Origin of the sequence: Pedobacter cryotolerans (assembly GCF_005116475.1) — a bacterium.
In the GTDB taxonomy this organism is placed as follows: Bacteria; Bacteroidota; Bacteroidia; order Sphingobacteriales; family Sphingobacteriaceae; genus Pedobacter; species Pedobacter cryotolerans.
The window spans coordinates 214,337-240,400 of sequence record NZ_SWBO01000002.1; the positions used below are offsets into that span (position 1 = coordinate 214,337).

25 protein-coding genes are annotated in these 26,064 nt (G+C 33.9%); 14 read left to right on the forward strand and 11 right to left on the reverse strand.

Features of this window, described 5'->3' with window-relative positions:
• Positions 1 to 13: 13 nt before the first annotated feature.
• From FA045_RS03965 to FA045_RS03975, 3 genes are all read right to left on the reverse strand, one after another.
• On the reverse strand, positions 14 to 322 hold the full coding sequence (locus FA045_RS03965) for an RNA recognition motif domain-containing protein (protein WP_136874707.1): 309 nt from the start codon (positions 320 to 322) through the stop codon (positions 14 to 16).
• 110 nt (positions 323 to 432) lie between these two features.
• A complete protein-coding gene (locus FA045_RS03970) occupies positions 433 to 1,140 on the reverse strand; it encodes a DUF421 domain-containing protein (protein WP_169305014.1) in 708 nt (235 codons plus the stop codon).
• Between the two features lie 93 nt (positions 1,141 to 1,233).
• Positions 1,234 to 2,004 (reverse strand): queuosine precursor transporter, encoded by a 771-nt coding sequence (locus FA045_RS03975; RefSeq protein WP_136874709.1) that lies wholly within the window; start codon positions 2,002 to 2,004, stop codon positions 1,234 to 1,236.
• Between the two features lie 133 nt (positions 2,005 to 2,137).
• Here FA045_RS03975 and FA045_RS03980 point away from each other — a divergent pair, with 133 nt between their 5' ends.
• The 6 genes from FA045_RS03980 to FA045_RS04005 all read left to right on the forward strand — a co-directional run bounded on the left by FA045_RS03980 (position 2,138) and on the right by FA045_RS04005 (position 8,069).
• A complete protein-coding gene (locus FA045_RS03980) occupies positions 2,138 to 3,334 on the forward strand; it encodes a multidrug effflux MFS transporter (RefSeq protein ID WP_136874711.1) in 1,197 nt (398 codons plus the stop codon).
• A 65-nt stretch (positions 3,335 to 3,399) separates the two neighbouring features.
• Positions 3,400 to 4,545 carry a methionine aminotransferase gene (locus FA045_RS03985; protein ID WP_136874713.1) on the forward strand — a complete coding sequence of 382 codons (1,146 nt, stop codon included), beginning with the start codon at positions 3,400 to 3,402 and terminating at the stop codon, positions 4,543 to 4,545.
• A 22-nt stretch (positions 4,546 to 4,567) separates the two neighbouring features.
• Positions 4,568 to 5,371, forward strand: coding sequence for a nitrilase family protein (locus FA045_RS03990; RefSeq protein WP_225871270.1), 804 nt, complete (start codon positions 4,568 to 4,570; stop codon positions 5,369 to 5,371).
• A 31-nt stretch (positions 5,372 to 5,402) separates the two neighbouring features.
• Complete coding sequence (locus tag FA045_RS03995; protein WP_136874715.1) at positions 5,403 to 6,434, forward strand: N(4)-(beta-N-acetylglucosaminyl)-L-asparaginase; 1,032 nt, start codon at positions 5,403 to 5,405, stop codon at positions 6,432 to 6,434.
• Positions 6,435 to 6,580: 146 nt separating this feature from the next.
• On the forward strand, positions 6,581 to 7,360 hold the full coding sequence (locus FA045_RS04000) for a copper homeostasis protein CutC (protein ID WP_136874717.1): 780 nt from the start codon (positions 6,581 to 6,583) through the stop codon (positions 7,358 to 7,360).
• 280 nt (positions 7,361 to 7,640) lie between these two features.
• A complete protein-coding gene (locus FA045_RS04005) occupies positions 7,641 to 8,069 on the forward strand; it encodes a hypothetical protein (RefSeq protein WP_136874719.1) in 429 nt (142 codons plus the stop codon).
• A 201-nt stretch (positions 8,070 to 8,270) separates the two neighbouring features.
• Here FA045_RS04005 and FA045_RS04010 read toward each other — a convergent pair whose 3' ends face one another.
• On the reverse strand, positions 8,271 to 9,071 hold the full coding sequence (locus FA045_RS04010) for a hypothetical protein (RefSeq protein WP_136874721.1): 801 nt from the start codon (positions 9,069 to 9,071) through the stop codon (positions 8,271 to 8,273).
• A 108-nt stretch (positions 9,072 to 9,179) separates the two neighbouring features.
• Between FA045_RS04010 and lepA the strand changes: the two genes are divergently transcribed.
• Entirely contained in the window at positions 9,180 to 10,967 is a 1,788-nt protein-coding gene (gene lepA / locus FA045_RS04015) for a translation elongation factor 4 (RefSeq protein WP_136874723.1), read from the forward strand.
• 83 nt (positions 10,968 to 11,050) lie between these two features.
• Positions 11,051 to 11,932 carry a bifunctional 5,10-methylenetetrahydrofolate dehydrogenase/5,10-methenyltetrahydrofolate cyclohydrolase gene (locus FA045_RS04020; RefSeq protein ID WP_136874725.1) on the forward strand — a complete coding sequence of 294 codons (882 nt, stop codon included), beginning with the start codon at positions 11,051 to 11,053 and terminating at the stop codon, positions 11,930 to 11,932.
• Between the two features lie 129 nt (positions 11,933 to 12,061).
• Here the strand turns inward: FA045_RS04020 and FA045_RS04025 are convergent, their stop codons facing one another.
• Positions 12,062 to 12,397 carry a Rieske (2Fe-2S) protein gene (locus FA045_RS04025; RefSeq protein ID WP_136874727.1) on the reverse strand — a complete coding sequence of 112 codons (336 nt, stop codon included), beginning with the start codon at positions 12,395 to 12,397 and terminating at the stop codon, positions 12,062 to 12,064.
• Between the two features lie 46 nt (positions 12,398 to 12,443).
• Between FA045_RS04025 and FA045_RS04030 the strand changes: the two genes are divergently transcribed.
• Genes FA045_RS04030 through FA045_RS04040 form a run of 3 tightly spaced genes read left to right on the forward strand, consistent with a single transcriptional unit; the run spans position 12,444 to position 15,442 of the window.
• Positions 12,444 to 13,067: a 7-carboxy-7-deazaguanine synthase QueE gene (locus FA045_RS04030; RefSeq protein ID WP_136874729.1), complete on the forward strand. Its 624-nt coding sequence runs from the start codon at positions 12,444 to 12,446 to the stop codon at positions 13,065 to 13,067.
• Between the two features lie 48 nt (positions 13,068 to 13,115).
• The gene (locus FA045_RS04035; RefSeq protein ID WP_136874731.1) at positions 13,116 to 15,011 is read left to right on the forward strand and encodes an OmpA family protein; all 1,896 of its coding nucleotides are present in this window, start codon (positions 13,116 to 13,118) and stop codon (positions 15,009 to 15,011) included.
• A gap of 2 nt (positions 15,012 to 15,013) precedes the next feature.
• On the forward strand, positions 15,014 to 15,442 hold the full coding sequence (locus FA045_RS04040; protein ID WP_225871271.1) for a DUF6526 family protein: 429 nt from the start codon (positions 15,014 to 15,016) through the stop codon (positions 15,440 to 15,442).
• A 5-nt stretch (positions 15,443 to 15,447) separates the two neighbouring features.
• On the opposite strand, the gene FA045_RS04045 is transcribed toward FA045_RS04040, so the two are convergent.
• From FA045_RS04045 to recQ, 3 genes are all read right to left on the reverse strand, one after another.
• Positions 15,448 to 16,170 carry a YqjF family protein gene (locus FA045_RS04045; RefSeq protein WP_136874735.1) on the reverse strand — a complete coding sequence of 241 codons (723 nt, stop codon included), beginning with the start codon at positions 16,168 to 16,170 and terminating at the stop codon, positions 15,448 to 15,450.
• A complete protein-coding gene (kdsA, locus tag FA045_RS04050; protein WP_136874737.1) occupies positions 16,170 to 16,979 on the reverse strand; it encodes a 3-deoxy-8-phosphooctulonate synthase in 810 nt (269 codons plus the stop codon). The genes FA045_RS04045 and kdsA overlap by 1 nt, the downstream gene beginning before the upstream one ends.
• An 86-nt stretch (positions 16,980 to 17,065) precedes the next feature.
• On the reverse strand, positions 17,066 to 19,255 hold the full coding sequence (gene recQ, locus FA045_RS04055; RefSeq protein WP_136875306.1) for a DNA helicase RecQ: 2,190 nt from the start codon (positions 19,253 to 19,255) through the stop codon (positions 17,066 to 17,068).
• A gap of 87 nt (positions 19,256 to 19,342) precedes the next feature.
• Here recQ and FA045_RS04060 point away from each other — a divergent pair, with 87 nt between their 5' ends.
• Positions 19,343 to 20,308 (forward strand): KpsF/GutQ family sugar-phosphate isomerase, encoded by a 966-nt coding sequence (locus tag FA045_RS04060; protein WP_136874739.1) that lies wholly within the window; start codon positions 19,343 to 19,345, stop codon positions 20,306 to 20,308.
• Between the two features lie 21 nt (positions 20,309 to 20,329).
• Positions 20,330 to 21,421 carry a mannose-1-phosphate guanylyltransferase gene (locus tag FA045_RS04065; RefSeq protein ID WP_136874741.1) on the forward strand — a complete coding sequence of 364 codons (1,092 nt, stop codon included), beginning with the start codon at positions 20,330 to 20,332 and terminating at the stop codon, positions 21,419 to 21,421.
• A 65-nt stretch (positions 21,422 to 21,486) separates the two neighbouring features.
• Here FA045_RS04065 and rlmB read toward each other — a convergent pair whose 3' ends face one another.
• Positions 21,487 to 22,251, reverse strand: coding sequence for a 23S rRNA (guanosine(2251)-2'-O)-methyltransferase RlmB (gene rlmB, locus FA045_RS04070; RefSeq protein WP_136874743.1), 765 nt, complete (start codon positions 22,249 to 22,251; stop codon positions 21,487 to 21,489).
• 192 nt (positions 22,252 to 22,443) lie between these two features.
• Between rlmB and dnaB the strand changes: the two genes are divergently transcribed.
• A complete protein-coding gene (gene dnaB / locus FA045_RS04075) occupies positions 22,444 to 24,009 on the forward strand; it encodes a replicative DNA helicase (RefSeq protein ID WP_136874745.1) in 1,566 nt (521 codons plus the stop codon).
• 481 nt (positions 24,010 to 24,490) lie between these two features.
• Here the strand turns inward: dnaB and chrA are convergent, their stop codons facing one another.
• Together chrA and FA045_RS04085 are read right to left on the reverse strand one after the other, a co-directional pair.
• A complete protein-coding gene (chrA, locus tag FA045_RS04080; RefSeq protein ID WP_136874747.1) occupies positions 24,491 to 25,690 on the reverse strand; it encodes a chromate efflux transporter in 1,200 nt (399 codons plus the stop codon).
• A gap of 30 nt (positions 25,691 to 25,720) precedes the next feature.
• Positions 25,721 to 26,056, reverse strand: coding sequence for a tetratricopeptide repeat protein (locus FA045_RS04085; protein WP_136874749.1), 336 nt, complete (start codon positions 26,054 to 26,056; stop codon positions 25,721 to 25,723).
• Between the last annotated feature and the right edge of the window lie 8 nt (positions 26,057 to 26,064).

Here is a 26,064-nt window from a genome sequence, read left to right on the forward strand (position 1 = left end):
ATTTAGTGAAAAATTAAAAACTACGTTCTCTTGTGTTGTTACGCTTAAAACCACCACCAGCGTTTCCGCCACCAGTATTTGGCTTGTCTTGAGCCTCAGCAACTTTAATTCTGTTGCCATTGTAGTCACCACCGTTCATTCTTTTGATAGCTTCTCTAGCTTCATCATCATTTGGCATCTCTACAAAACCAAAGCCACGGCTTTGATTAGTTTCGCGATCTTTAATAATTCTAAGTGATTTTACTTGACCGAAATCACCAAAAACGGCTGTTAATTCATCTTCCCCTACTTCTAAAGGAAGGCCTGTAATAAATATCTTCATTAATGTTTAAAAATTTGCACAAAGATAGAAAAAATAATGGAATTTTTGCTACATAAGTGTCAGTAAAAAGTATTATAAGTTATTGTTTTTCAATTATATTGATATTTTTTTTAAGTAATTCTCTTAGTTGCTAATGATTTTACCCATTTTGTTTTTTTACATCTTTTGCAATTTATCTCATTACTTACAATTAATTCTTCAGTAAATCCACAAAAACTGCATGAATAATATGCCTTTTCTATAATTGCAATATGTTTTTCACAAAAAAGATGAGGCAAAATTGGTAAACCATATTTTACAAGATCATCTGAATAATAGAACAAACTTACACTACCAGATGTTTCGATTATTGCCAATTCTACCTGACCTAAATGAGAAACACCCTGAAATCTTAATTCGCTAAAAAATTCATCTTGTGCTAAGGTTTCCTTTTTAAAGTTTTCAATTGAAAACATTCCATTTTCTATCAGGTAGGTAGCTTTTCCTTCTAAAATTTGCTCAGCTTTTTTACTTCTATTAACTATTAGCGATGTTAATTTATACGCAACAACTACTACCACAAATACAGTTAATGCAGCTAAAATACCTACTTCTTGATAAAACATAGGATCTCCAGCTGCAGAGCCTAAGCTAATAATTACAACTAATTCAAATACAGAAAGTTGTTTTACTCCTCTTTTACCTAAAACTCTTAAGCTAAAAAGTAAAATTAAGTACATAATTAGCGTACGCAGAGCGATTTCAGGAATGAAACCCCATTCTACATCACCTAGAAGAAAGTTTTGAAAATTTTCTGTAAGAAAAATACCAATCAACATATTAAAATATAAGTTATGAAGTATAACACCTCATTGCAAAATCTGTTTTAACCAAATTGAGGCTAAAAAATAATATGTATAATTAATCGATCATTATCCTCTACTTGCCAGTTTAGTCATTCGGTGAGCTAAGTCTTTACCTAAATATTGATCGATGATACCATGAACCAGATATAAAATAGGTGTCATTAAAAGTGCGATTACAAATTTATAGGTATAACCGACTAGACCAATTGCAGCAACCATTTGCCAACTCCAATTGTATGCTGGATTTAAATAAAAAGCAATAAAAATTACCACAAAACTATCTATCAACTGAGAAAAAATGGTAGACCCTGTTGCTCTTAACCACAATGCTCTTTCTCCAGTAAATTTTTTGATGCGATGAAATACTAAAACATCAACCATTTGACCTATTAAAAAAGCGGTTATAGAACCAATAATAATCCACATACCTTGTCCAAAAATTGCATCAAAAGCAGATACCATGTTTACATTTTGACCATTAACTTTTTGCATTACCCAAAAATCCGATGGTTGTAGTTTCATCGCAAGCCAAACAATTAAAAATGCGAAACCAATTAAAATACTAGTTAAAATTGATAAAAACCTAACTTGCTTAACACCAAAATATTCATTAATTATATCAGTCATTATAAAAATAATTGGCCATGTTAAAACACCAGCAGACATATTGAAAGATAAATTAGGCACACCAAATAAATTGATGTCCAATTTATTAAAACCCAATGTTTCTTCAACCGAAAATATTTTAACTCCTATAAATTCTGAGAGTATCGCATTAGCAACAAAAAATGCACCTAGAATAAGGAGCAATCGGCTTTCTTTAGTTTTAAAAGTCATGTGCATAAAAATAGTATTTATTTCATATAAATGAAATTGTTCCGATCTAGATAGAGATAATCTCTCTTAATTTTACAATGATTGTACTTATGCAAACGCTTTATTTGTCATCTTTGCGGCTTCAAAAATTCTAATGGCAAAATCTAAATCATTTTTCATCATCCTAATTTTAGGATCTCTAGCAGCATTGGCTCCGTTTTCGATTGATATGTATTTACCTGGTTTTAAATCAATTGCTGCAGACTTAAATACTGATGTCCCTAGTGTTTCGCTATCTCTTGCGACATTTTTTATTGGTATTTCTGCTGGTCAATTACTTTATGGCCCATTATTAGATAAATTTGGAAGGAAAAAACCTTTGTATTTTGGCTTAGTGCTTTACATCATTTCTTGTTTAAGCTGCGTTTTTGTCACTTCAATAGATCAATTAATTGCGTTAAGATTTATACAGGCCATTGGTTGCTGTGCCGCAACTGTAGCAGCCATTGCCATGGTTAGAGATTTATTTACGGTAGAAGAAAGTCCGAAAGTTTTTGCCTCATTAATGCTTGTAATTGCAGTTTCGCCAATGTTAGCTCCTACTGCTGGCGGATATTTAATTACCGTTTTAGGCTGGAAATCTGTATTTGTTTTTTTAGGCGTAATGGCAATTTTAATGATTTTAGCTTGCATGTTTTGGTTAAAAGAAAGTTACAAACCAGATCCAACCTATTCACTAAAACCAAAACCAATCTTAAATAATTTTTATACAGTTATTGAAGAACCAAATTTTTACACTTACGCTTTAATTAGTGCATTTACTTTTAGCGGGTTGTTTGCTTATGTATCCTCATCTCCTGTGGTATTTATGGACATTTATAAAGTTACAGAAACTGGTTACGGGTGGATATTTGCTTTACTATCAGTATTTTTTATAGGTTTTAGTCAAGTAAATAGTTACATCTTAAAATGGTTTAGTAGTAAAAAAATAATCGTTTGGGCTTTAAGTCTTCAGTGCATTTTTAGTGGATTATTTCTTTTGGCTGCGGCTAACAATTTATTAAACCTTTATTCTACAGTTGCTTTTATCGCATTATTTTTAGCTTGTTTGGGTTTTATAAATCCAAACGCATCAGCTTTGGCTTTAGCTCCATTTCAAAAAAATGCAGGTAGTGCATCGGCATTAATGGGTGCATTACAAATGGGCCTTGGAGCGTTAGCATCTGCTGCAATTAGCATGTTTGCCGCAAACGTAGTGTGGCCTATGCCGGCAGTTATGTTTATAGCGGCGGTTATAGCAGTTTTGTGTTTAACAATTGGCAGCAATCAGATAAAAAATAGAAATCAATAAAACTATACCTATCATTCTCTATACAACGTTAATAATCTATCAGATTATTTCTATTTTCGTACTGAATGATACATATTAACTCTAAACTTCCTACAGTAGGCACCACCATTTTTTCGGTAATGTCTAAGCTAGCTCAAGAACATAACGCAATAAATCTTTCGCAAGGTTTTCCAGACTACCCTACCGACCCGAAATTAATAGCGCTAATAAATGATGCAATGCTTGCTGGCCATAATCAATATGCGCCAATGGTTGGCTCGGCAATATTAAAAGAAATTGTTGCGAAGAAAATGATCGCACATTATGGTGCAAAATATAACGAAGAGACAGAAATTACCATAACAGCTGGCGGAACGCAGGCAATTTTTACAGCAATCGCATCAGTAATTAATCCTGGTGATGAAGTTATCATATTTGAGCCTGCTTATGATTGTTATGCACCAACTGTTAAACTATTTGGCGGTTTGGTAAAACCATTTACACTTCATGCTCCAGATTATACAATTGACTGGGAAATGGTAAAAAAACTATTTTCTGCTAATACCAGAATGATCATTTTAAACAGTCCACAAAACCCTACTGGTAGTATTTTAAGCAAAACTGATATAGAAGCATTGATTAAACTAACCAAAGATACCGATGTACTGATATTGAGTGATGAAGTTTATGAACATGTTATTTTTGATGACGCACAGCATGAAAGTATTGCTCGTTATCCAGAATTAAGGGATAGGAGTTTTATCATTGCCTCTTTTGGTAAACTATTACATACAACCGGTTGGAAATTAGGTTATTGTTTAGCACCGATTAAATTAACATCAGAATTTAGAAAAGTACACCAATTTAATGTTTTTAGCGTTAATACACCTATGCAAATAGGGATCGCGAATTATTTAGCTAATGATCAGATTTATAGAGATATTTCTTTGTTTTTTCAGCAAAAACGAGATCTATTTAGAACTTTGTTAAGTGAGACCAAATTTAAATTATTACCTTGCAAAGGCTCATATTTTCAATGTGTTAGTTTCGCTCACCTTACTGATGAGAGTGACATAGAATTTGCAAAAAGAATAATAACTGAATTTGGTGTGGCAAGTATCCCCGTCTCTGCATTTTACACCAACAAAACAGACGATAAAATCTTAAGATTTTGTTTCGCTAAAGAACAAAAAACATTAGAAGCGGCTGTAGAAAAACTGAAGAAAATATAATTTATCCCTAAAAAATTATAAAATGGAAAATCTTAAATATCTTAATATAGAAAACCTAAAGATCACCGTCTTTCAAGCCTATTTATTTTGGGAGAATGCGGATAAAAATCTACAGAACATTTCTTTAAAATTATCAAGCGGGGTTAGAGAAAAAACCGACCTTATTGTGTTGCCAGAAATGTTTAATACTGGTTTTACTATGCGTGCCGATGAAATGGCCGAACAAATGGACGGCAAAACCATGCAATGGCTTAGTAAAACTGCGGCAAGTTACGAATGTGTAATTACGGGCAGTTTAATCATTAAAGAAAATGGTAATTTTTATAACAGAATGATTTGGATGAAACCAAATGGTGAATATCAATATTACGATAAACACCATTTATTTAGCATGGCTGATGAAAATAAACATTTTGAAGCAGGAAATGAGCAGCTAATTGTTGAATTAAAAGGATGGAAAATTCGATTAGCAATTTGTTATGATTTACGTTTTCCGGTTTGGTTAAGAAATAAAAATGCCGAATACGATATTTTGTTATTGGTTGCTAGTTGGCCAGATAAACGTTCTTCTCATTGGCGAACGTTGATACATGCTAGAGCAGTTGAAAATCAAACCTATGTTGTTGCAGTAAACCGAGTTGGGCACGATGGAAATCAAATTTATCACAGTGGTCACTCGATGTGTATTGATCCTTATGGTAATACAGTTTATTACAAACCAGAAGATGAAGATCTTTATACTTTTAGCATCAATTATCCCGAATTAGAGAAAATAAGAAGGCAATTTCCTTTTTTAGATGATGCAGATAATTTTAATTTAAATTAACAAATTTCTCCAATCCATATTGTTTCCTTAAATGTTTAACAGAAGAAAATTCCTAAAAGCATCTGCCCTTTCAACTGCACTTTTGGCGGTTAATAAAAATAGTTTTGCCAATGATATTCAAAAAAGCACTTCAATAAAAAATCAGCCAATTGTTATTTCTACTTGGGATTTTGGTGTTGCGGCCAATGCTGATGCATGGAAAGTTTTAAGCAAAAATGGAAGAGCGCTTGATGCTGTTGAACAAGGCGTTTGGGTACCAGAAGCTGATGAAACAAACCAGACTGTAGGTTATGGGGGTTTGCCAGACCGTGATGGCAGGGTAACTTTAGATGCCTGTATTATGGATGAACTGGGTAATTGTGGAGCTGTTTTAGCATTAGAGCATATTAAACATCCCATTTCTGTAGCTCGTAAAGTGATGGAAAAAACGCCACATGTAATGCTTGCTGGCGATGGAGCATTGCAATTTGCGCTAGAACAAGGATTTAAAAAAGAAAACTTACTAACTCCTGCAAGCGAAAAAGCTTGGAAAGAATGGCTAAAAGAAGCTAAATATAATCCTGTGATGAATATCGAGAATAAGCTTTACGATAAAGCCGCTCCCCAAAGATTACCTGGTAACCAGTATAACCATGATACCATTGGGATGATAGCTTTAGATGCTCAAGGAAATCTTTCTGGTGCTTGTACAACTAGCGGAATGGCTTATAAATTACATGGTCGTATTGGTGATAGTCCAATTATTGGCGCTGGATTATATATTGATAATGAGATTGGTGGAGCAACATCAACAGGTGTTGGAGAAGAAGTAGTAAGAAACGTAGGCTCATTTTTAGTGGTTGAATTAATGCGACAAGGGTATTCTCCTGAAGATGCATGTAAAGAAGCGGTTATGCGTATCATTAGAAAAAAACCAGAAACTGCAAAAAATATCCAAGTTGGCTTTTTAGCACTAAACAAAAAAGGAGAATATGGTGCTTATGCTATACAAAAAGGTTTCTCTTATGCTGTTTGCGATACCAAAAAACAAGATTTAGTGATTAAAGGAAAAAGTTATTATTAATCCCTAACAAATGTTAAGAAGTTAAGCGTTGGCGGGGATGCCAACCCAAGAGATTTCCAGCGTTGGCGTCCCCGCCAACGTATTTAAAAATCCTTAAATTATTGACATTCAATAGCATATAAAAATATTAAAAAGCAATCTTATATATGCATCAAAGAAGTAGTGCCGTTGAGGCAAAGCCCCCTCTAGGCGTTTGGAGGTTAGAAATCTGTGCCAACTCCTACACCTCTGCTTTAGCGGCGCAAAATGGTGGCGCACACCGTGTAGAGCTGTGCGAAAACATGGCAGAAGGCGGAACTACGCCAAGTTATGCACAAATCAAATTATGTAAAGAAAGATTAAATATCCAAGTTTGGCCAATTATTCGTCCTCGAGGCGGAGATTTTTTATATAATGATGATGAGTTTGATTTAATGAAAGAAGACATCAAAATTTGTAAAACTTTAAATTGCGATGGTGTAGTTTTTGGTATTTTAAAAGACAATGGAGAAATTGATGTAAAACGTTGCGCAGCATTAATTGAATTGGCAAAGCCGATGCCTGTAGCCTTTCACAGAGCTTTTGATATGAGTATTAACTTAGAAAAAGCTTTGGAAGAATTGATAGAGTTGGGTTTTGTAAGAGTTTTAACATCTGGAGGAGCCAATAATGCTTTTGAAGGAATAGAAACCATTGCTAAATTAGTTAATCGAGCTGCTGGTAAAATTGAAATAATGCCAGGAGCAGGAATAAATCCATCAAATATTGCTACAATCGCTACAAAAACAGGTGCAAAAAATTTCCATTCATCTGCCAGAATAAATGTCAAAAGTAAAATGAAGTTTCTCAATTCGGATGCCAAAATGGGAAGCATTAAAGACGAATATCAGTACCAGCAAACTTCTGCCGAGTTAGTTAAACAAATGGTAGATAAATTAAACAAATAAAAACTATCGGTCGGTGTCTCACCGACTGAAATAAAATAAAAATTCCGGCTGGTGAAACAACAGCTGACAAACTAAATTTCAAACCAATGAATGCTAGATACATAAGTTTTACTGTAGGAATAATATTTTTCGTATTATCTTACGTAGTTAAAAAAACAATAGACATTAATTTTCAGGACACTTATTATATTATTGAATATGCTTTTGTATTTAAGCTGATAGCTTTCTTCGCATTTTTCGTTTCCGTTATTTTAAGTTTTAAAAACAAAAATTCTAACAAATGAGGCTATTGACATTGCTCCTATTTTTTCCTTTATTTTCTTTAGCTCAAAAGCAAAAAGCGCCAGATTTTGCTTTAGGTAATTTTACCGATGATTACAAAATAACCTACACCATAAATGATACAATTTGGATTCAACATCCAAATACTAAATATCATATCATAAAATGGAATAAGAAAAAACAATATGTAGTAGCTAAAAACGCTGCAAGTAATAAAGAAGATGCAAACAAATATACGCGTATCGATTACATGACCTTTAGCAACATGGAGCCTTACCTTTGGGGTTTTTGTTTAACAGTTTACGATGCCGCAACCGAAAAAATTGCTAAAAAAACCGCTTACGTGGATAGAAAAAATCCTAAAAAAGGCTGCAATGGTTATCCATTTTCGAGAATGAAAAGGGTTGAGGAGAAAGTTGTTAAATAAGACTTTAAACTTCTTTTGAAACATTGCAACCTTAAATAGTAGCACAAACCTTTGTTATCTAAACCAGATTGAAGCGAAAATCCTTTTGTGTTTTTTATGCTGAGCAAAGCGAAAGCAACACAAAAGATTGCAGCAAAAAGCTGGATCAAATATTCAAAAAAGCCACCGCTTTTGCTTTTCTAAATTAAAAAGTTGCAGTTGTTAATTCAATTTAATTGTTTGCGTTTCATTATAGTTTTTAATCACTTTTAAAATCTTAAACTCATTGTGTACCATCACAATATTATAAGCCAACAAAGCAAAAATAATAGGATCTATATTATTCTGAAACTTAAACCCAATAATTTCTGAAGGAATAAATACGAGCACCACTACTCCTATTATGGTGAAAAATGAAAATTTTAAGGATTGAGTAAGAACAGTTAATCTAAATATATTGGCGTTTCTAAAGTCCTTCGGATTTTTAAAAAGTTGCACTAAACTATTAAATAGATAGAATAAAATTAAAAAAGTTGCAATGCTTGATGCTATACCATTATTAAAACTAGGAAACTTGAGGTAATCGTTATAAATGAAGTAGAAAATAAATAATGTACAGACTAAAAACTTAAGCAATTGAAAGTTTTTACACTGTAATACCCAATTTAAGGAAGTGTTTTTGGTTTGTGTTGCAAATTCTGAAATTTTTAGAATTGTAGCTTCACTTAAATTTGTAAAAGGATTAACTAAACTAATTATTACCAAAAGTAATGTAGAGTAAAACTGAAAAGAGACATCGTTTACCAATGCCATTACGCGGTCTTCTGTTAAAAGATCAGCTGAAAAAATGGAAATTACAATAAATAGCACAATAGTAATATGAAATACTAAAGGTAAATAATTGATAATGATGTTGTTTGATGCTTGTTTTTGAAAAATTGAAGTTGTTGCATCTCTGTCTAAAAAACTGTTAATCTTTCGGACAAAGAGCATAATACTAAAAATAAAGAATATGCCTAACATAGATATAAAGTAGAATGTTCACAAATATATTTTCTTTTGTGAAAATGTACTAATGTGTAGCTACTAATCGCTCTAAAATTTCAACAAAAAAACTATCTTTGCACAAAGATGAAGCACATACGTAATTTTTGCATTATTGCACATATAGACCACGGAAAAAGCACTTTAGCCGATAGGTTGTTAGAATATACAGCGACGATTTCTCAACGGGAAAGTCAGGCTCAATTGCTTGACAATATGGATTTGGAGCGTGAGCGTGGTATCACGATTAAAAGTCACGCGATACAAATGAATTTTAAAATTGATGGTCAGGAGTACAATTTTAACTTAATTGATACACCAGGACACGTTGATTTCAGTTACGAAGTATCTCGTTCTATTGCGGCTTGCGAAGGCGCTTTATTGATTGTTGATGCATCACAAGGTATTCAGGCACAAACCATTTCTAACCTTTATTTAGCATTAGAGCATGATTTAGAAATCATTCCGATTTTAAATAAAATGGATTTGCCAGGTGCGATGCCAGAAGAGGTTAAAGACCAAATTATTGATTTGATTGGTTGCAACAGAGAAGATATTATTCCTGCATCTGGTAAAACCGGAATGGGTATACCAGAAATTTTGCAAGCCATTGTAGATAGAGTTCCGGCACCAGTAGGCGATCCAGAAGCACCTTTACAAGCGCTGATTTTTGATAGTGTTTTTAACTCATTTAGAGGAATTATTGCTTATTATAAAGTTGTTAATGGCGAAATAAAAAAAGGTGACAAGGTAAAATTTATAAATACTGGTAAAGAATATTTAGCTGATGAAGTTGGTATTTTAAAATTAGATATGTCGCCAAGAAATTCTGTTAAAACAGGAGATGTTGGTTACATTATATCGGGTATTAAAGAAGCTCGTGAAGTAAAAGTTGGTGATACGATAACAAACGTTGCAAGACCATCTTTAGATTCAATTCAAGGTTTTGAAGAGGTAAAACCGATGGTATTTGCTGGTATTTACCCGGTTGATACAGATGAATTTGAAGAATTACGTGAAGCAATGCACAAGTTGCAACTGAACGATGCCTCGATTGTTTTTGAGCCTGAAAGTTCAGCTGCTTTAGGTTTCGGTTTCCGTTGTGGTTTCTTAGGGATGCTGCACATGGAGATTATACAAGAACGTTTGGAGCGTGAATTCGATATGACGGTAATTACCACGGTTCCTAACGTTTCTTATATTGCCCATTCTACCAAAGGCGAAGAAATTTTTGTAAATAATCCATCTGATTTGCCAGATCCAAGTAAATTAGATTCTGTTGAAGAACCATTTATTAAAGCAAATATTATTACCAAAGCTGATTTTGTTGGTCCTGTAATGTCACTTTGTATTCAGAAAAGAGGAACCATCATTAATCAATCTTACCTAACTTCTGATAGAGTTGAGTTGGTTTTCGAAATGCCAATGGGCGAAATTGTATTTGATTTTTATGATAAATTGAAAACGATTTCAAAAGGTTATGCATCTTTCGATTATCACCAAGTTGGTTACCGTAAATCTGATTTGGTAAGATTAGATATGCTGATAAATGATGAACCTGTTGATGCTTTATCTTCATTAATTCACCGTAGCAATGCCTATGATTTTGGTAAAAAAATCTGCGAAAAGTTGAGAGAATTAATCCCTCGTCAGCAGTTTGAGATTAAAATACAGGCATCCATCGGTGCAAAAGTTATTGCCCGTGAAACTTTGAGTGCTTTACGTAAAGACGTAACCGCAAAATGTTATGGCGGTGATATTTCTCGTAAACGTAAGTTATTAGAAAAACAGAAAAAAGGTAAAAAACGTATGCGCCAAGTGGGTAATGTAGAAATTCCGCAAAGTGCGTTTATGGCAGTTTTAAAATTAGATTAAACCCCAGATTTGAGAAATTAGATTTGAGATTTGAGACCTAGTCCAATCTCACATCTCATATCTCATATCTCACATCTCAAGATATGCAACTATTAGACGGCAAATTCGCATCAGAAAAGATAAAAACAGAAATAGCAGCAGAAGCAGCAGATTTTTTAGCACAAAGTGGAAGAAAACCTCATTTAGTTGCCATATTGGTTGGTAACGATGGTGGTAGCGAAACTTATGTAGCTAGCAAGATGAAAAACTGTGAGAAAGTTGGTTTTAAATCTTCATTATTTAGATATGATAACTCGGTTACTGAGGCTGAGTTATTGTTAAAAATTGAAGAAATCAATCAAGATGTTGATGTTGATGGGTTAATTGTTCAGTTGCCTTTACCAAAACACATTGATCCAGAGAAAGTTACCGAAACGATAGATTATCGCAAAGATGTAGATGGTTTTCACCCTGTGAATTTAGGCAGAATGATGCGTAATTTACCTTGTTTTATTCCTGCAACACCTTACGGGATTTTGCTAATGCTGCAAGCTTATAACATTGATACAACCGGCAAACACTGTGTTGTAGTTGGTAGAAGTAATATTGTTGGTAGTCCGATGAGTATTTTGATGGCACGAAACGCAAACCCCGGAAACTGTACTGTAACGCTTACCCATAGCAAAACGCATAACCTAAAAGAAATGGTTTTGCAGGGCGATATTGTTGTAGCTGCAATTGGTAGAAAGAACTTTGTTACTGCCGATATGGTTAAAACTGGTGCCATTATTATTGATGTGGGCATAAACAGAGAAACTTCTACAGAGACAAAATCTGGCTTTAAATTATACGGCGATGTAGACTTTGAAAACGTAGCACAAAAAGCATCGTGGATTACCCCTGTACCAGGCGGTGTTGGCTTAATGACTATTGTTGGTTTATTAAAAAATACTTTAGCATCTGCCAAAGGCGAAATTTATTCTTAATCCCTTTTAAATCTAACCAAAGGAAAGACTTTAGATTTCGTAGAAATAATTTAATAGATTTGTCAGTCTGAAGCGTAGTCGAAGACAAGGGGAAGCGATTTGTCAGCAATGACGACTTATCTAACAAGCTTAAGAAAACAACCTTTTAATCCAGCTCTGCCTGAAACCAATATACAATCCATCTTCCCGTAATTCTAAGGGATAAACATCAATGTAATCTCCTTGACCTGTATAACCTCTACCAGTTTCTAAATTATAGCCATAACGATGAATTGGGCAGATGATATGTCCTTCTTTACACCAGCCTCCGCTTAAAATTCCTCCAGCATGCGGACAGGTATTTTGTATAGCAGCAAAATTTCCTTTATGCTTAACTATACAAATTTTCTTTCCTTCGACCTTTGCCATTTCTACAAAATCATCTCTTTCAGCTTCTTGTTTTGACAAAACCTTTACCCAAATCATCTTTTCTACTTTATTGAATGTGTATATTTGCGCTCTAATTTACAAAATGGCACACAATATACCAGAAGATGGCACATTACTTCCGTTAATGGAAGAATTTTATACGATACAGGGAGAAGGATATAATACCGGAAAAGCTGCTTACTTTATTCGTTTAGGTGGTTGTGATGTGGGTTGCCATTGGTGTGATGTGAAAGAAAGTTGGGATGCTGAACTACATCCACTTACACTTTCTGATGATATTGTAGAAAAAGCTCAAACATTTCCAGGTAAAGCCGTAGTGGTTACGGGTGGCGAGCCTTTAATTTACAACTTAGATTATTTAACAAAAAAGCTACAAGCCAAGGGTATACTAACTTTTATAGAAACTTCTGGTGCTTACCCCTTATCTGGTAATTGGGATTGGATTTGTTTATCACCAAAGAAATTTAAAGCCCCTCGACCAGACATTACTCCTTTTGCCAATGAGCTTAAAGTAATTGTTTTTAACAAAAGTGATTTCGAATGGGCTGAGAAATATGCAGAAAGTGTCTCTCCTACCTGCAAACTTTATTTACAGCCAGAATGGTCAAAATCTAAAGAGATGACACCATTAATTGTAGATTATGTAATGGCAAACCCAAAGTGGGAAATCTCATTGCAAACGCATAAGTTTTTAAACATTCCTTAATATTCGATATTTTATTTTACATTAGTCATAATCAAATTGATGGCCTGGATGACTAAGTTTATAACATTTCTTTGCTGCTTAATCGCTTTTTCGGCCAATGCCCAAAATTCTACAAATAAAAAAGCGCAAGAAAGTTTTGAAGATGCTCAGCAGTATTTAAGACAAAATATTTTTGACGACGGCATCAAATTTTTAGACGAAGCTGTAAAATTAGATTCGAAATTTCAGTTGGCATATATTCAGTTGGGAGATATTTATCGAAGATTAAAAGACCATTCAAAAGCTAAATTAAATTACCAGAAGGCCGTAAATTCTGCTGCTACAATTGAACCTCGTATTTATTATGTGCTTGCTGAAAGTGAACTACTTTCTGGGGATTATGCCAAAGCAAAAGCTAACTTCTTGTTATTTCAACAGAAAAATGTAGGTGCTGATGAGGAATTTATCAGTAAAACCAAAAAATATCTTTTAGATTGTGAGTTTGCAATAACAGCCATAAAAACTCCCGCTAAATATGAGCCCATAAACATGGGATTTTATATTAACAGTGCAAATAGAGATTATTTTCCGGCTTTAACAGCAGATGGAGAAACTATTATATTTTCTCGAGTGGTTAATAATAATGAAGATTTTTATACTTCAACCAAAAAAAACAACCAATGGCAGCAATCACAGTCACTAAGCAACCAAATTAATACACCAAATTATAACGAAGGTGCCCAGTCTATATCGCCTGATGGCAAATACTTATTTTTTACAGGTTGTAATCGCCCAGATGGCTTAGGTAGATGTGACATTTACGTTTCTAGAAAAGAAGGATTAGCATGGGGAAAAGCGATTAATCTTGGTAAAAACATCAATTCTGAATATTGGGAATCGCAACCATCTATCAGCCCAGATGGCTCTACCTTATATTTTGTAAGTAACAGACCTGGTGGAATGGGAAGTTATGATATATGGAAAAGCTTATTGAATGATGAAGGTCAGTGGTCTTTACCTGTAAATTTAGGCGATAAAATAAACACACCTTATGATGAAAATACACCATTTATACATGCAGATGGGAAGACACTTTATTTTGCATCTAACGGTTGGCCAGGATTCGGAGACAAAGATATCTTTTGGAGCAGATTAGAGGAAAGCGGTAAGTTTTCACCTCCAAAAAATTTGGGTTACCCAATTAACACATTTAATGAAGAAGTTGGATTAATTGTTACAGCTGATGGATCTGAGGGTTTATTCTCATCGAATATTAAAAATGGTGGTTTTGGAGATTTAGATATTTATCATTTTAAATTGCCAGAAAGTGTAAAACCATTTCCAGTAACCTATGTAAAAGGTATTGTTAAGGATAAAGAAACAAAGCAATTATTACAAGCTAATGTTTTGGTTATTGATTTAAAAAACAACAATGCTGTATTTAATGATTATACATCTAAAGAAACCGGAGATTTTTTAGCGGTTATGCCAATTGGCAGTGAATACTCGTTTAATGTTGATGCAGCTGGTTATTTATTTAACTCACAACATTTTGAATTATTAAAGAACCAAGGTAATAAGCCCATCGAGGTTGAAATTTTACTCGATAAGATTAAAGTAGGAAGCAATGTAACACTGCAGAATATTTTTTTCGAAACTAATAAATACGAGCTTTTAGCTTCATCTCGGGCAGAATTAAATATTTTAGTAGACTTGCTAAAAGAAAATGAAAATGTAGCTATAGAAATTGAAGGGCATACAGATAATGTTGGCGAGGATAAACTAAACCAGAAATTATCAGAAAATAGAGCGAAAGCTGTTTTTGATTTTTTAATAAACAACGGGGTTGATAAACGTAGATTATCTTACAAAGGCTATGGAAAAACAAAGCCAAAAGCAGATAACAAAACTGAAGAAGGAAGAAGACAGAATAGAAGGACAGAATTTATTGTTACTAAAATATAATTATGGAACAAAACTTAAAAAATCATAGCAAATATGTAACTGGGTATCATGTGGTACTCACATTCTTAATTTTAGCTGGTACCATTGGTGCAGCTATCAATTTTTATCATTCATTGAATAATGCTAATCATTACAACTCAGCTTTGTTATTGATCTTATTTTTTATTGCGATTATTCTTTTTTGGTATGTAAGGCAGTTTCCGTTAAAAGCACAAGATAGAGTAATTAGAGCCGAAGAAAACATGCGTTATTTTAGCATAACTGGCAAATTATTACCAGTTCAATTAAGAAAAAGTCAAATTATCGCATTGCGTTTTGCTGGAGACGATGAGTTTGTAACACTTGTAGAAAAAGCAATAAAAGAAAATTTAACTGCTAAAGATATTAAAGCACTAATTAAAAATTGGCGAGCAGATTATTACCGTATGTAACTAAGCTAAGACCTTATTTTTCGGCCATTTTTAACTTCAATTTCAGAACCTTCTACCAACATGATTGAGTCTGGTTTTACATCTTTTAAATGGCTGAAATCTTTACCGTAATTTTTTTCAAAATCAATTTCAATATTGTAATCTAAGATTGGGTAAGTTTCCCATCTTTGGTGAGCTACTCCATATTCTGAAGTAACATTGTTGCCAATTTTAGTATAACCCCAATAATGCTCTGTAATAAAATCAGCATCACTTTCTAAAGGAATAATTTCACTTTTGGGATGAGCAGTTACTGAAAACTTGTTCCAATTACCAGTTTTCCAAGCATACTCAACTGTTAAATGTTCATTCGTTTCTGTCCATGTGTGTTTCATGGGTAAGGTTCTGTAACTTTCTTTGTAAACAGTATTTGCAATAAATGTGATAGCTGGCTTAGGTACAATCTCACTGATAAATACTGCACCTCTTTTCCATTCGCCATTGTCATTATATTTTACATAAAAACGCAAGTTCACTTCTTCAAAATTACCATGAAAAGGAATTTTTAAACCTTTAAGTTTTGTATTCAAAAACATGAAACCTACAATGCTTACATAATGCTTTCCATTCCAATCATCTAAAACTGTAAATGGAGGAAGGTACTTTTGGAGTATTTCCTTATCAACTGCATAGTTAATTAGTATTAATTTTCTCCATTCAGCCGTTAAAAAAACATCGTTGCTTATCATTATATAATTGCTTGTCTTACGCGGATCAATTTAATCAGTAATTCTTCGAGTAAAGCTAAATTTAGCATGTTTGCACCATCAGATTTTGCATTAGCTGGATCAGGATGTGTTTCTATAAATAAACCATCTGCACCAACCGCAATAGCAGCTTTGGCAATAGTTGTAATTAATTCTGGCTTACCACCTGTTACTCCGCTACTTTGATTTGGTTGTTGCAAAGAATGTGTGCAATCCATTATTACTGGAACTCCAAAACTTTGCATTTCAGGCAAACCACGGTAATCAACAATTAAATCTTGGTAACCAAAAGTATTTCCCCTATCGGTTAACATTACCCTATCATTGCCACTATCTTTAATTTTATCAACTGCAAATTTCATTGATCCGGCAGATAAAAATTGACCTTTTTTAACGTTCACTACCTTTCCAGTTGCTGCAGCCGCAATTAACAAATCTGTTTGTCGGCATAAAAAAGCCGGGATTTGCAATACATCTACATAAGCGGCCGCCATTGCAGCTTCAGCACTTTCATGTATATCTGTAACAGTCGGTATATCAAACTCTTTTCCAACTTTTTCTAAAATTTTCAAAGCTTTTTCATCACCAATGCCAGTAAAAGAACTGCCTTTACTTCTATTCGCTTTACGGTACGAGCCTTTAAAAATAAATGGTATTTGGAGCTTATTAGTAATGGTTAAAATTTTCTCTGCAATCTGCAAAGCCATATCTTCGCCCTCAATAGCACAAGGACCAGCCATTAAAAAGAAATTATTAGAATTTTGGTGTTTTAGTTTTTCTATTTGTAGCATTTTATGAGATGTGAGACCTGAGATCTGAGATTTGAGTTTGAATACTTTGTCTCAAATCTCATAGCTCAATACTCCGATCTATTTTTCTAGTTTCCTAATTCCGACATGAATTTAATTCGCATCAATTGTATTTCTTCACGAGTGTAATCGCTTTCGCCTAAATCATTTAATGCAGCATCAATTGAATCGTTTTCGGCAGCTCTAAAATAATCGAATACTTCATCTTGCCTATCCTCATCAATAACTTCATCTACAAAATAGCCTAAATTTAATTTCGTACCAGAGTTTACAATTGCCTCAACTTCTTTTAAAATATCGAAGTAGGTGATGCCTTTTGATTTGGCGATATCTTCTAAACCTATTTGTCTATCAATATTTTGTATAATAGAAACTTTTAAGGCTGATTTATTTGCTTGAGTTTTGATGACTAAGTCAATTGGTCGTTCAACATCATTATCGTCAACATATTTTTTAATCAACTCAATAAAAGGACTTCCGAATTTTAGCGCTTTACCGTGGCCTACACCAGATATTTGTTTCAATTCATCAACAGTTATCGGATAATGCGTACACATTTCTTCTAATGATGGATCCTGAAAAACTACAAATGGTGGTACATTTTTTTGTTTGGCAATTTTCTTTCTTAAATCTTTAAGCAAGCCTAATAATTGCGTATCCAATGCACCAGAACCATGTTTTACATCTTCTTCATCATCATCTGCTGCACTTTCTATTAACTCATTTAATATAAATTTTAAACTGTATGGGTTTTCGATAAAATCTTTACCAGCTTTTGTTAATTTAAGGATACCATAACTGTCAATATCTTTTGAAACAAAATTATTTAGCACCGCTTGCCTGATTAAAGATTTCCATAAAATCTCGCCAGCTTCTTTACCGTAACCAAATTCTGGTAATTTATTTTGCTCATAAGCAATAGTTTGAGCCGTTTCGCTACCCATAAAAATGTTTAGTAAATGGCTATCATCAAACTTTTCTTCGGTAGATTGAATTAATTTTAAGAAAGTTAGCAGATGTTCTTCAGCTTCAAATTGCTGTTTTGGCTTTTTGCAATTATCGCACATGCAGTTACAGCCAGTTTCGTTAAAATTTTCTCCAAAATAGTGTAAAATCTGTTTTCTTCGGCATACGCCTGATTCTGCATAATCAATAACCTCTTTAAGAATTTGAGTGCCAATTTCACGTTCAGATACAGGTTTATCTTTCATAAACTTGGCTAGCTTATCTACATCCTTTTGTGCATAAAATGCCAAACAATAACCTTCTCCGCCATCTCTCCCTGCCCTACCAGTTTCTTGATAATAGCCTTCCATACTTTTTGGAATATCATGATGGATTACAAACCTAACATCTGGTTTATCTATACCCATACCAAAGGCTATTGTTGCAACAATTACTTCAGCATCTTCCATCAAAAATTTATCCTGCGTATCGGCCCTAACTTTTGGTTCTAAACCTGCATGATAAGGTAAGGCCTTAATTCCGTTGAGGTTTAAAGCTTCGGCAACTTCTTCTACTTTTTTACGACTTAAGCAATAAATAATACCAGATTTCCCTGTATTGTATTTAATATATCTGATAATTTCCTTAATCACATCCCTTTTAGGGCGTATTTCATAAAATAAGTTTGGTCTATTAAATGACGATTTAAACAAGGTTGCATCAGTCATCTGCAAGTTTTTGACAATATCTTGTTGTACCTTAGGTGTTGCAGTTGCAGTTAACGCAATAATAGGAATGTGGGCACCTAAGCCAGTAATTACCTGCCTTATTTTTCGATATTCCGGTCTAAAATCATGTCCCCATTCAGAAATACAGTGTGCTTCATCAACAGCAACAAATGAAATTTTAAGTAATCTCAAAAATTCTATGTTTTCTAGCTTTGCTAAAGATTCGGGGGCAACATAGAGTAATTTGGTTTGCCCATCCAATAAATCAGATTTTACCTGAGTTATTTCGGCTTTATTTAATGATGAATTTAGAAAGTGGGCGATACTATCACTACCTCCGAATGCCCTTAACTGATCAACTTGATTTTTCATCAAGGCAATTAAAGGAGATATGACTATTGCCGTACCCTCACTCATTAATGCTGGTAACTGGTAGCAAATAGACTTACCACCTCCAGTAGGCATAATTACAAACGTATTTTTCCCTTCTAATATATTAGTTATGATGGGTTCTTGGTCTCCTTTAAAATTATCGAAACCGAAGAAAGTTTGTAAATTATCAAACAACGACTTTTTCACGTCCATTTTTTGTATCAAATATTCTGTGCTATTATTGTTCAAAATAACATAATTTTGCAGTAATTAAAGCATCAATATACTAATAAATTCTCTTTGAAAAGTAAAAAATATATAATCGAATCTGCTGTTTCTACTTTAAAGCTAGAATCAGATGCTATTTTAAACCTTACTAACCATATAAATGATGATTTTGTAAACGTTGTACAGGCAATTTTAAACAGCAAAGGCAGAGTAATTGTTACCGGAATTGGCAAAAGTGCCATCATTGCACAAAAAATTGTTGCAACTTTTAATTCTACAGGCACTCCGGCTATTTTTATGCATGCTGCTGATGCGGTGCATGGCGATTTAGGGATGATACAGCGTGATGATATTGTAATGTGCTTATCAAAAAGTGGCAATACACCCGAAATTAAATTACTTGCCCCATTATTAAAGCAGTCCAATAATTTATTAATTGGTATGCTCGGCCAAATAGACTCTGATTTGGCTAAACAAGCAGATTTTATCTTAAACGCTAGCGTAAGTAAAGAAGCTTGTCCGCATAATTTGGCCCCAACAACAAGCACAACTGCTCAATTAGCCATGGGCGATGCATTGGCAATTTGTTTATTGGAGTCTAGAGATTTTAACACTAATGATTTCGCTAAATATCATCCTGGTGGCTCACTAGGGAAAAGATTATATTTAAAAGCTGGTGATTTAGCTTTAAAAAATGAAAAACCAAGTATTTTGCCAAATGCGGCAGTTAAAGATGTGATTATTGAAATTAGCAAAAACCGTTTAGGTGCCGTTGTTGTTACAGAAAATAATCAAATTTTAGGAATTATAACTGACGGTGACATTAGAAGAATGCTTGAAAACCATACGAACATTGAAAATATTACTGCAGCAGATTTAATGAATACAAATCCGAAGCAGATTGATAAAGACGAATTGGCTTTACTTGCATTAGAAATTATTAAAGCAAACAATATTACCCAACTTTTAGTTACTAATAGTGGTATGTATTATGGATTAATACATATGCATGACCTTTTACAAGAAGGTATTATTTAAATAAAATTATCTTTGTGATACATGAATAAAAATAATTACGCATTAATTATGGCCGGCGGAGTTGGCAGCCGTTTTTGGCCGGTAAGTAGAACAGAATTTCCTAAACAATTTATAGATTTTTTTGGCGTCGGAAAAACACTTATTCAAAGTACATACGATAGGTTTTTACAAATCTGTCCACCAGAAAACATATTTATTGTTACCAATGATATTTATGTAGATTTGATTAAAGAGCAAATTCCAAGTATAGGCAATAACCAGATTTTAGCTGAACCAATAATGCGTAATACTGCACCTTGTATTGCTTATGGCTCAATGAAAATTGCCGAACTTAATCCCGATGCAGTAATTGTTGTAGCACCTTCAGATCATACTATTGCCGACCAGCAAGGTTTTATAAAGGCAATAGAACAATCCATGGCTGCAGCAGCTGACAACAATTGTTTAATTACTTTAGGGATTAAACCGAATAGGCCAGATACAGGTTATGGCTATATTCAATATAATCAAGAATTGTTACCAACAGACCAAGAAATTCATAAAGTTAAAACCTTTACCGAAAAGCCAAATTTAGAACTTGCGCAATCATTTGTTCAAAGTGGCGATTTTCTGTGGAATGCTGGAATTTTCATTTGGTCTGCAAAATCGATTAATAAATCATTCGAAAAGCATTTACCAGATATGCATGAGATTTTTAATCAAGGTAAAAACTTTTATAATAGTCAAAACGAAGTTCAGTTTATAGCAAACGCGTATTTACAATGCACTAATATTTCTATAGATTTTGGTATTATGGAAAAAGCCGAGAACGTTTATGTTTTACCATCTGATTTTGGTTGGTCTGATTTAGGTACTTGGGCTTCTATTTACGAAATGGCCGAAAAGGATTATGTTGGTAATGCTGTTATTCCTTCAGAACAAGTGATGATGTTTGATTCATCTAATTGTATGGTTAATGTACCGTCAGAAAAATTAGTAATACTGCAAAGCTTACACAATTATATCGTAGTAGAATCAAATAACACACTACTCATTTGTCCACGCTCTGAGGAGCAAAATGTGAAACATATTGTGGCTGATGTTAAAGCAAAATTTGGGAATAAGTTTATATAATAGATTTGAGAAGTTAGCTATTAGATTTGAGACATTTCTAAATTCTCAAATCTAATAGCTCAATACTATTGACGCTGCCTAACAGCCTCATACAAAATAACTCCAGCAGCTACAGAAACATTTAAAGATTCTATTTTACCTGCCATTGGTATTTTAGCTAAATGATTAGCAACCCTAAGTAAATCATTAGAAATGCCTTCATCTTCCGAGCCCATTACTATTGCTGTTGGCATAGTGTAATCTGGAGCATAAATTAAATCAGTAGTTTTTTCTGTACAAGCAACAATTTGTAAACCACTATCTTGAAGAAATAAGCAGATTTTTTTCAAATTATCATGTCTGCAAATTGGGATATTAAATAACGCACCAGCTGATGTTTTGATGGCATCAGCATTAATTTGAGCAGCATTTTTTAAAGGAACTACTATAGCATGAACACCCACACAAGCAGCGGTACGGGCAATAGCACCCATGTTACGCACATCAGTAACACTATCTAAAACTAGTATTAAAGGCGTCTCCCCTTTTTCAAAAATTGCCGGAATAATATCTTCGATATTTTCATAGGTTATTGGAGAAATTACAGCAATTACACCCTGATGATTTTTCTGCGACATTCTATTCAATTTTTCAACCGGAACAGAACTTAAAGGAATTAAAGTGCCATGAAGTAATGTTTTTAATTCAGTGAATAAATCGCCAGCTAAACCACGTTGTAAATAAATTGTTTCAATATCTCTACCTGCTTTTACAGCTTCTATTACTGCCCTAATACCAAAAACAAATTCATTATTTTCTTTTACGCGTTGTGGTCTTCTAAATTTATCCATGTCTTTTTATCTATTGCAAAAGTAATAAATAGATATGAGATACTAAGATGAAGATGTATTCAATACGATTATCTTTAAATGAAGATTTAGTGGGAAAATTTTATTCTTTATCAACATCAACAGAACCAACTTGTTAACAAACAAATTAAAACTTGTAAAACAACAAGCTTAACTTTTAACTACTTTTGTTAAATGATTACCGATAACGAACCGCAAGGACAAGGCAAACTTTCAACATCAGCACGTAAAAGCAGATTATCCACTTCTATGAATACTATGGGCAAAATACCGCCACAAGCTATAGATTTAGAAGAAGCTGTTCTAGGAGCATTAATGTTAGAAAAAGATGCTTTGTCTACCGTAATCGATATTTTAAAACCAGAAGTATTTTATGCCGAAGCGCATAAGAAGATATTTGAAGCCATCGCAACTTTGTTTCAAAAATCTAAACCTGTTGATATTTTAACTGTTACTTCAGAAATGCGTACGCAAGGTACACTTGAAATTGTAGGCGGTGCATATTATATTACCAATTTAACAAATCGTGTAGCTTCTGCTGCAAATATCGAATACCATGCCCGTATTATTTCTCAAAAATATATTCAACGAGAACTAATTAGAATATCAACAGAAATAATTACCAACGCTTACGAAGATACTACCGATATTTTTGATCTTTTAGATCATGCTGAAAAGAATTTATTCGATATCGCTCAAAATAATTTACGTAGAGATACGCAAAAAATGGACGAGATTATTAAACAATCCTTAGCAACACTAGAAGAATTGCGCACAAAAACCGATGGTTTAACTGGCGTTCCATCTGGCTTTACCGATTTAGACAGAATTACTGGCGGATGGCAAAAATCAGATTTGGTAATTATTGCAGCCAGACCAGCAATGGGTAAAACCGCTTTTGTACTAACCTGTGCTCGAAATGCAGCGGTAGATTTTAAGAAACCAGTGGTTGTTTTCTCTTTAGAGATGTCGTCTGTACAATTGGTTAATCGTTTAATTTCTGGCGAAACTGAAATTGAACAAGAGAAAATTAGAAAAGGAAATTTAGCAGAATGGGAATGGCAACAATTACACAGTAAAATTGGAACCTTGACAGAGGCACCTCTTTTAATTGATGATACACCTGCGCTTAATATTTTCGAATTTAGGGCAAAATGTCGTAGACTAAAAGCACAGTACGATATTCAAATGATCATCATCGATTATTTGCAATTAATGCATGGTAAAGGCGAAGGACAAAGCGGTGGTGGTAACCGTGAGCAAGAAATTGGTAGTATTTCTAGAGCACTTAAATCTGTTGCTAAAGAGCTAGAAGTACCTGTTTTAGCACTTTCTCAATTGAGTAGAGCGGTAGAAAACAGACCAGGACCAAACGGAAAAAGACCATTGTTATCCGATTTACGTGAATCAGGATCTATTGAGCAGGATGCCGATATGGTACTTTTCTTGTACCGACCAGAATATTATGGTTTAACAGAAGATGAAAATGGAAGATCGATGGCTGGAGTTGGCGAGGTAATTATTGCCAAACACCGTAACGGTGAAACCGGTATTGTTCCACTTCGCTTTATCGGTAAATACGTTAAGTTTGCCGATTTGGAAGAGAGTTTTATGCCTCAAAATAGTTTCTCATCTGAAAGCCAAATGATGCCTTCAAGTAACTTTGATAAACCCTCTGGAAATGTAATCATTAAGCCATCAAAAATGGATGATTATAATGATGATGGTGCGCCATTTTAATTAATTTTTGGAAAAACTTCTTCTTACGTTCGCGTCCTCGCCAACGTACAATTAGATTTTCATATTTTTTTTTAAAAACGACTGTTACCAATTCTTGGCTAAACCTGCCCCCACTACTCGCTACCTGCCTACCGCAGGCACAATGTCATAAAGTTAAGCGTTGGCGGGGACGCCAACGCTGGAAGTTTCTTATGTTGGCGTCCCCGCCAACGTGTTAATTATTCTAAACTTAAGGACATTGACCGCAGGCAATCTTTTACCTATTAATCCCAGCCGCGTGTGGCGATAGTAAAAGTATTTGCGCTGCTATTGGGTTTAAAAAACAAAACCATTAACTTTTGGGTTAGGTCTGCTCCCTGCAACCGTAAATAGTAGCAATATCTGCAGTTATCTAAACCTTGGCGTAGCGGCATCCCCCGATTTTTCTTCGGGGATATAGCGAAGCAAAGGACTTTCCTTTAATTTTTATATTGTATTTGCTTTACAAAAAATAGCCTAATATTATACCCGCTATAATAATTAAAGGCGGACTAATTTTGGTAAAATTTAGCAACAAAAAAGTACTCACAATAATAGATAACGGCATTAAATTAAAGCTTATCGGTTTTATCAACAAAATAAAAGCGGCGAAAATAAAGCCAACACTTACTGCATTAATGCCAGAAAGTGATTTTTTAATTCTCGTAATTTTTTTCAAATCATTCCAAAAAGGAACGATAAATAACACCAAAATTAAACCCGGTAAATTTATACCTATTACTGCTAACAGACCTCCAAAAGCTTGCCCAACAATACCGTACCCACCTTGTTTCATACTTAAAGCGCCGAGGTAACTGGTAAATGAAAATGTTGGACCAGGCAAAACCTGTTGCAATGCAAAGCCCGAAATAAAATCAGATTGGAGCAAATACTTTTTCATTTCTACAAACTCGGTAAACATTAACGGAACTAAAACCTGACCGCCGCCGAATACAAAAATACCATTACGGTAAAAATTTTCGAACAGCCTAATGGGTAAACTAAAGGGCGATGTTCTATTAATTAAAGCGCCCAACATAGCCATAAAAAGCAGTACACCAATAAAATAACTGAGTTTACGAGGATTAATATTTGCAAATAAACGAACCCTTATTTGAGCTTCATCTGTTGGTGTTGCAATTGCCGATGACACCATACCGCCAACAAAAATTGCAATAGGAAAAACATAGGCGTTCTTTAAAACCAATGTAGCTACAACCGCACCAAAGGCTAATAAAATAGTAATTTCTGATTTAAGCACCTTTTTTGCAAGGTTAAATGCTCCATAAGCAACTATACCTAATGCAATTGGGTGTACAAATTGAAGTATATCTAGAAATTCTTTCTTCGAATCTAACAATGCATAACTAATTGCAGCGCATGTCATAATAGCTGCCGAAGGTAAAATCCAAATAAAAAAGGTGAGGATAGCTAATTTTAATCCTCCTACTTTATAACCAATACCAACCAATGTTTGGGTAGAAGCTGGTCCGGGTAAAACCTGTGCTAAAGCATTTAATTCTAATAACTCTTCTTCGGTAATAAAATGCGCACTTTTTACAAAATACCTAAGCAATAAGGAAATATGTGCCTGAGCACCTCCAAATGCAGTAAATGTAAAAAGAAATACGTTTTTAATAAATAAGAGTTGTCGCTTAGCCATAAATTAATTGAGCCCTTTGAAGGGTTTGGGTTAATCGTCTTCGTAATCTAAACCAGCTGCAGAATTATAAGCACCCTGTAATTCTGAAAGTGAATGCATATCTCTTTTGGCCCTTGCGGCTAACATTCCTTTTTGATAAATTTCAATTGCTTTTTCTTTCTCGCTTTCTTTTTCGTACAATTTACCCAAATGATAATAAGTACCCACGTAATCTGGATGATCGTTTACCAATTTAAGATAATACATAAATGCTTTTTCTGTGTCATTTAACGTGTTGTATTCTGTAGCTAAAGCGTATAATATAAAGCTATCGTTAGGATCGTTCTCTAAAAACTCTAATAACTTGGCTAAACGTGTATTTTGCATTTTATTTC

What these genes read in the sequence shown, in the direction of transcription:
- FA045_RS04035 (WP_136874731.1), top strand. Translation starts at nt 13,116, where the DNA reads ATGACTAAGTTTATAACATTTCTTTGCTGCTTAATCGCTTTTTCGGCC.
- FA045_RS04045 (WP_136874735.1), bottom strand. Translation starts at nt 16,170, where the DNA reads ATGATAAGCAACGATGTTTTTTTAACGGCTGAATGGAGAAAATTAATA.
- lepA (WP_136874723.1), top strand. Translation starts at nt 9,180, where the DNA reads ATGAAGCACATACGTAATTTTTGCATTATTGCACATATAGACCACGGA.
- FA045_RS04005 (WP_136874719.1), top strand. Translation starts at nt 7,641, where the DNA reads ATGAGGCTATTGACATTGCTCCTATTTTTTCCTTTATTTTCTTTAGCT.
- FA045_RS03975 (WP_136874709.1), bottom strand. Translation starts at nt 2,004, where the DNA reads ATGACTTTTAAAACTAAAGAAAGCCGATTGCTCCTTATTCTAGGTGCA.
- FA045_RS03965 (WP_136874707.1), bottom strand. Translation starts at nt 322, where the DNA reads ATGAAGATATTTATTACAGGCCTTCCTTTAGAAGTAGGGGAAGATGAA.
- FA045_RS03985 (WP_136874713.1), top strand. Translation starts at nt 3,400, where the DNA reads ATGATACATATTAACTCTAAACTTCCTACAGTAGGCACCACCATTTTT.
- recQ (WP_136875306.1), bottom strand. Translation starts at nt 19,255, where the DNA reads ATGGACGTGAAAAAGTCGTTGTTTGATAATTTACAAACTTTCTTCGGT.
- chrA (WP_136874747.1), bottom strand. Translation starts at nt 25,690, where the DNA reads ATGGCTAAGCGACAACTCTTATTTATTAAAAACGTATTTCTTTTTACA.
- FA045_RS04020 (WP_136874725.1), top strand. Translation starts at nt 11,051, where the DNA reads ATGCAACTATTAGACGGCAAATTCGCATCAGAAAAGATAAAAACAGAA.
- dnaB (WP_136874745.1), top strand. Translation starts at nt 22,444, where the DNA reads ATGATTACCGATAACGAACCGCAAGGACAAGGCAAACTTTCAACATCA.
- FA045_RS04010 (WP_136874721.1), bottom strand. Translation starts at nt 9,071, where the DNA reads ATGTTAGGCATATTCTTTATTTTTAGTATTATGCTCTTTGTCCGAAAG.
- rlmB (WP_136874743.1), bottom strand. Translation starts at nt 22,251, where the DNA reads ATGGATAAATTTAGAAGACCACAACGCGTAAAAGAAAATAATGAATTT.
- FA045_RS03980 (WP_136874711.1), top strand. Translation starts at nt 2,138, where the DNA reads ATGGCAAAATCTAAATCATTTTTCATCATCCTAATTTTAGGATCTCTA.
- FA045_RS04065 (WP_136874741.1), top strand. Translation starts at nt 20,330, where the DNA reads ATGAATAAAAATAATTACGCATTAATTATGGCCGGCGGAGTTGGCAGC.
- FA045_RS04040 (WP_225871271.1), top strand. Translation starts at nt 15,014, where the DNA reads ATGGAACAAAACTTAAAAAATCATAGCAAATATGTAACTGGGTATCAT.
- kdsA (WP_136874737.1), bottom strand. Translation starts at nt 16,979, where the DNA reads ATGCTACAAATAGAAAAACTAAAACACCAAAATTCTAATAATTTCTTT.
- FA045_RS03970 (WP_169305014.1), bottom strand. Translation starts at nt 1,140, where the DNA reads ATGTTGATTGGTATTTTTCTTACAGAAAATTTTCAAAACTTTCTTCTA.
- FA045_RS03995 (WP_136874715.1), top strand. Translation starts at nt 5,403, where the DNA reads ATGTTTAACAGAAGAAAATTCCTAAAAGCATCTGCCCTTTCAACTGCA.
- FA045_RS04025 (WP_136874727.1), bottom strand. Translation starts at nt 12,397, where the DNA reads ATGATTTGGGTAAAGGTTTTGTCAAAACAAGAAGCTGAAAGAGATGAT.
- FA045_RS04000 (WP_136874717.1), top strand. Translation starts at nt 6,581, where the DNA reads ATGCATCAAAGAAGTAGTGCCGTTGAGGCAAAGCCCCCTCTAGGCGTT.
- FA045_RS03990 (WP_225871270.1), top strand. Translation starts at nt 4,568, where the DNA reads ATGGAAAATCTTAAATATCTTAATATAGAAAACCTAAAGATCACCGTC.
- FA045_RS04085 (WP_136874749.1), bottom strand. Translation starts at nt 26,056, where the DNA reads ATGCAAAATACACGTTTAGCCAAGTTATTAGAGTTTTTAGAGAACGAT.
- FA045_RS04030 (WP_136874729.1), top strand. Translation starts at nt 12,444, where the DNA reads ATGGCACACAATATACCAGAAGATGGCACATTACTTCCGTTAATGGAA.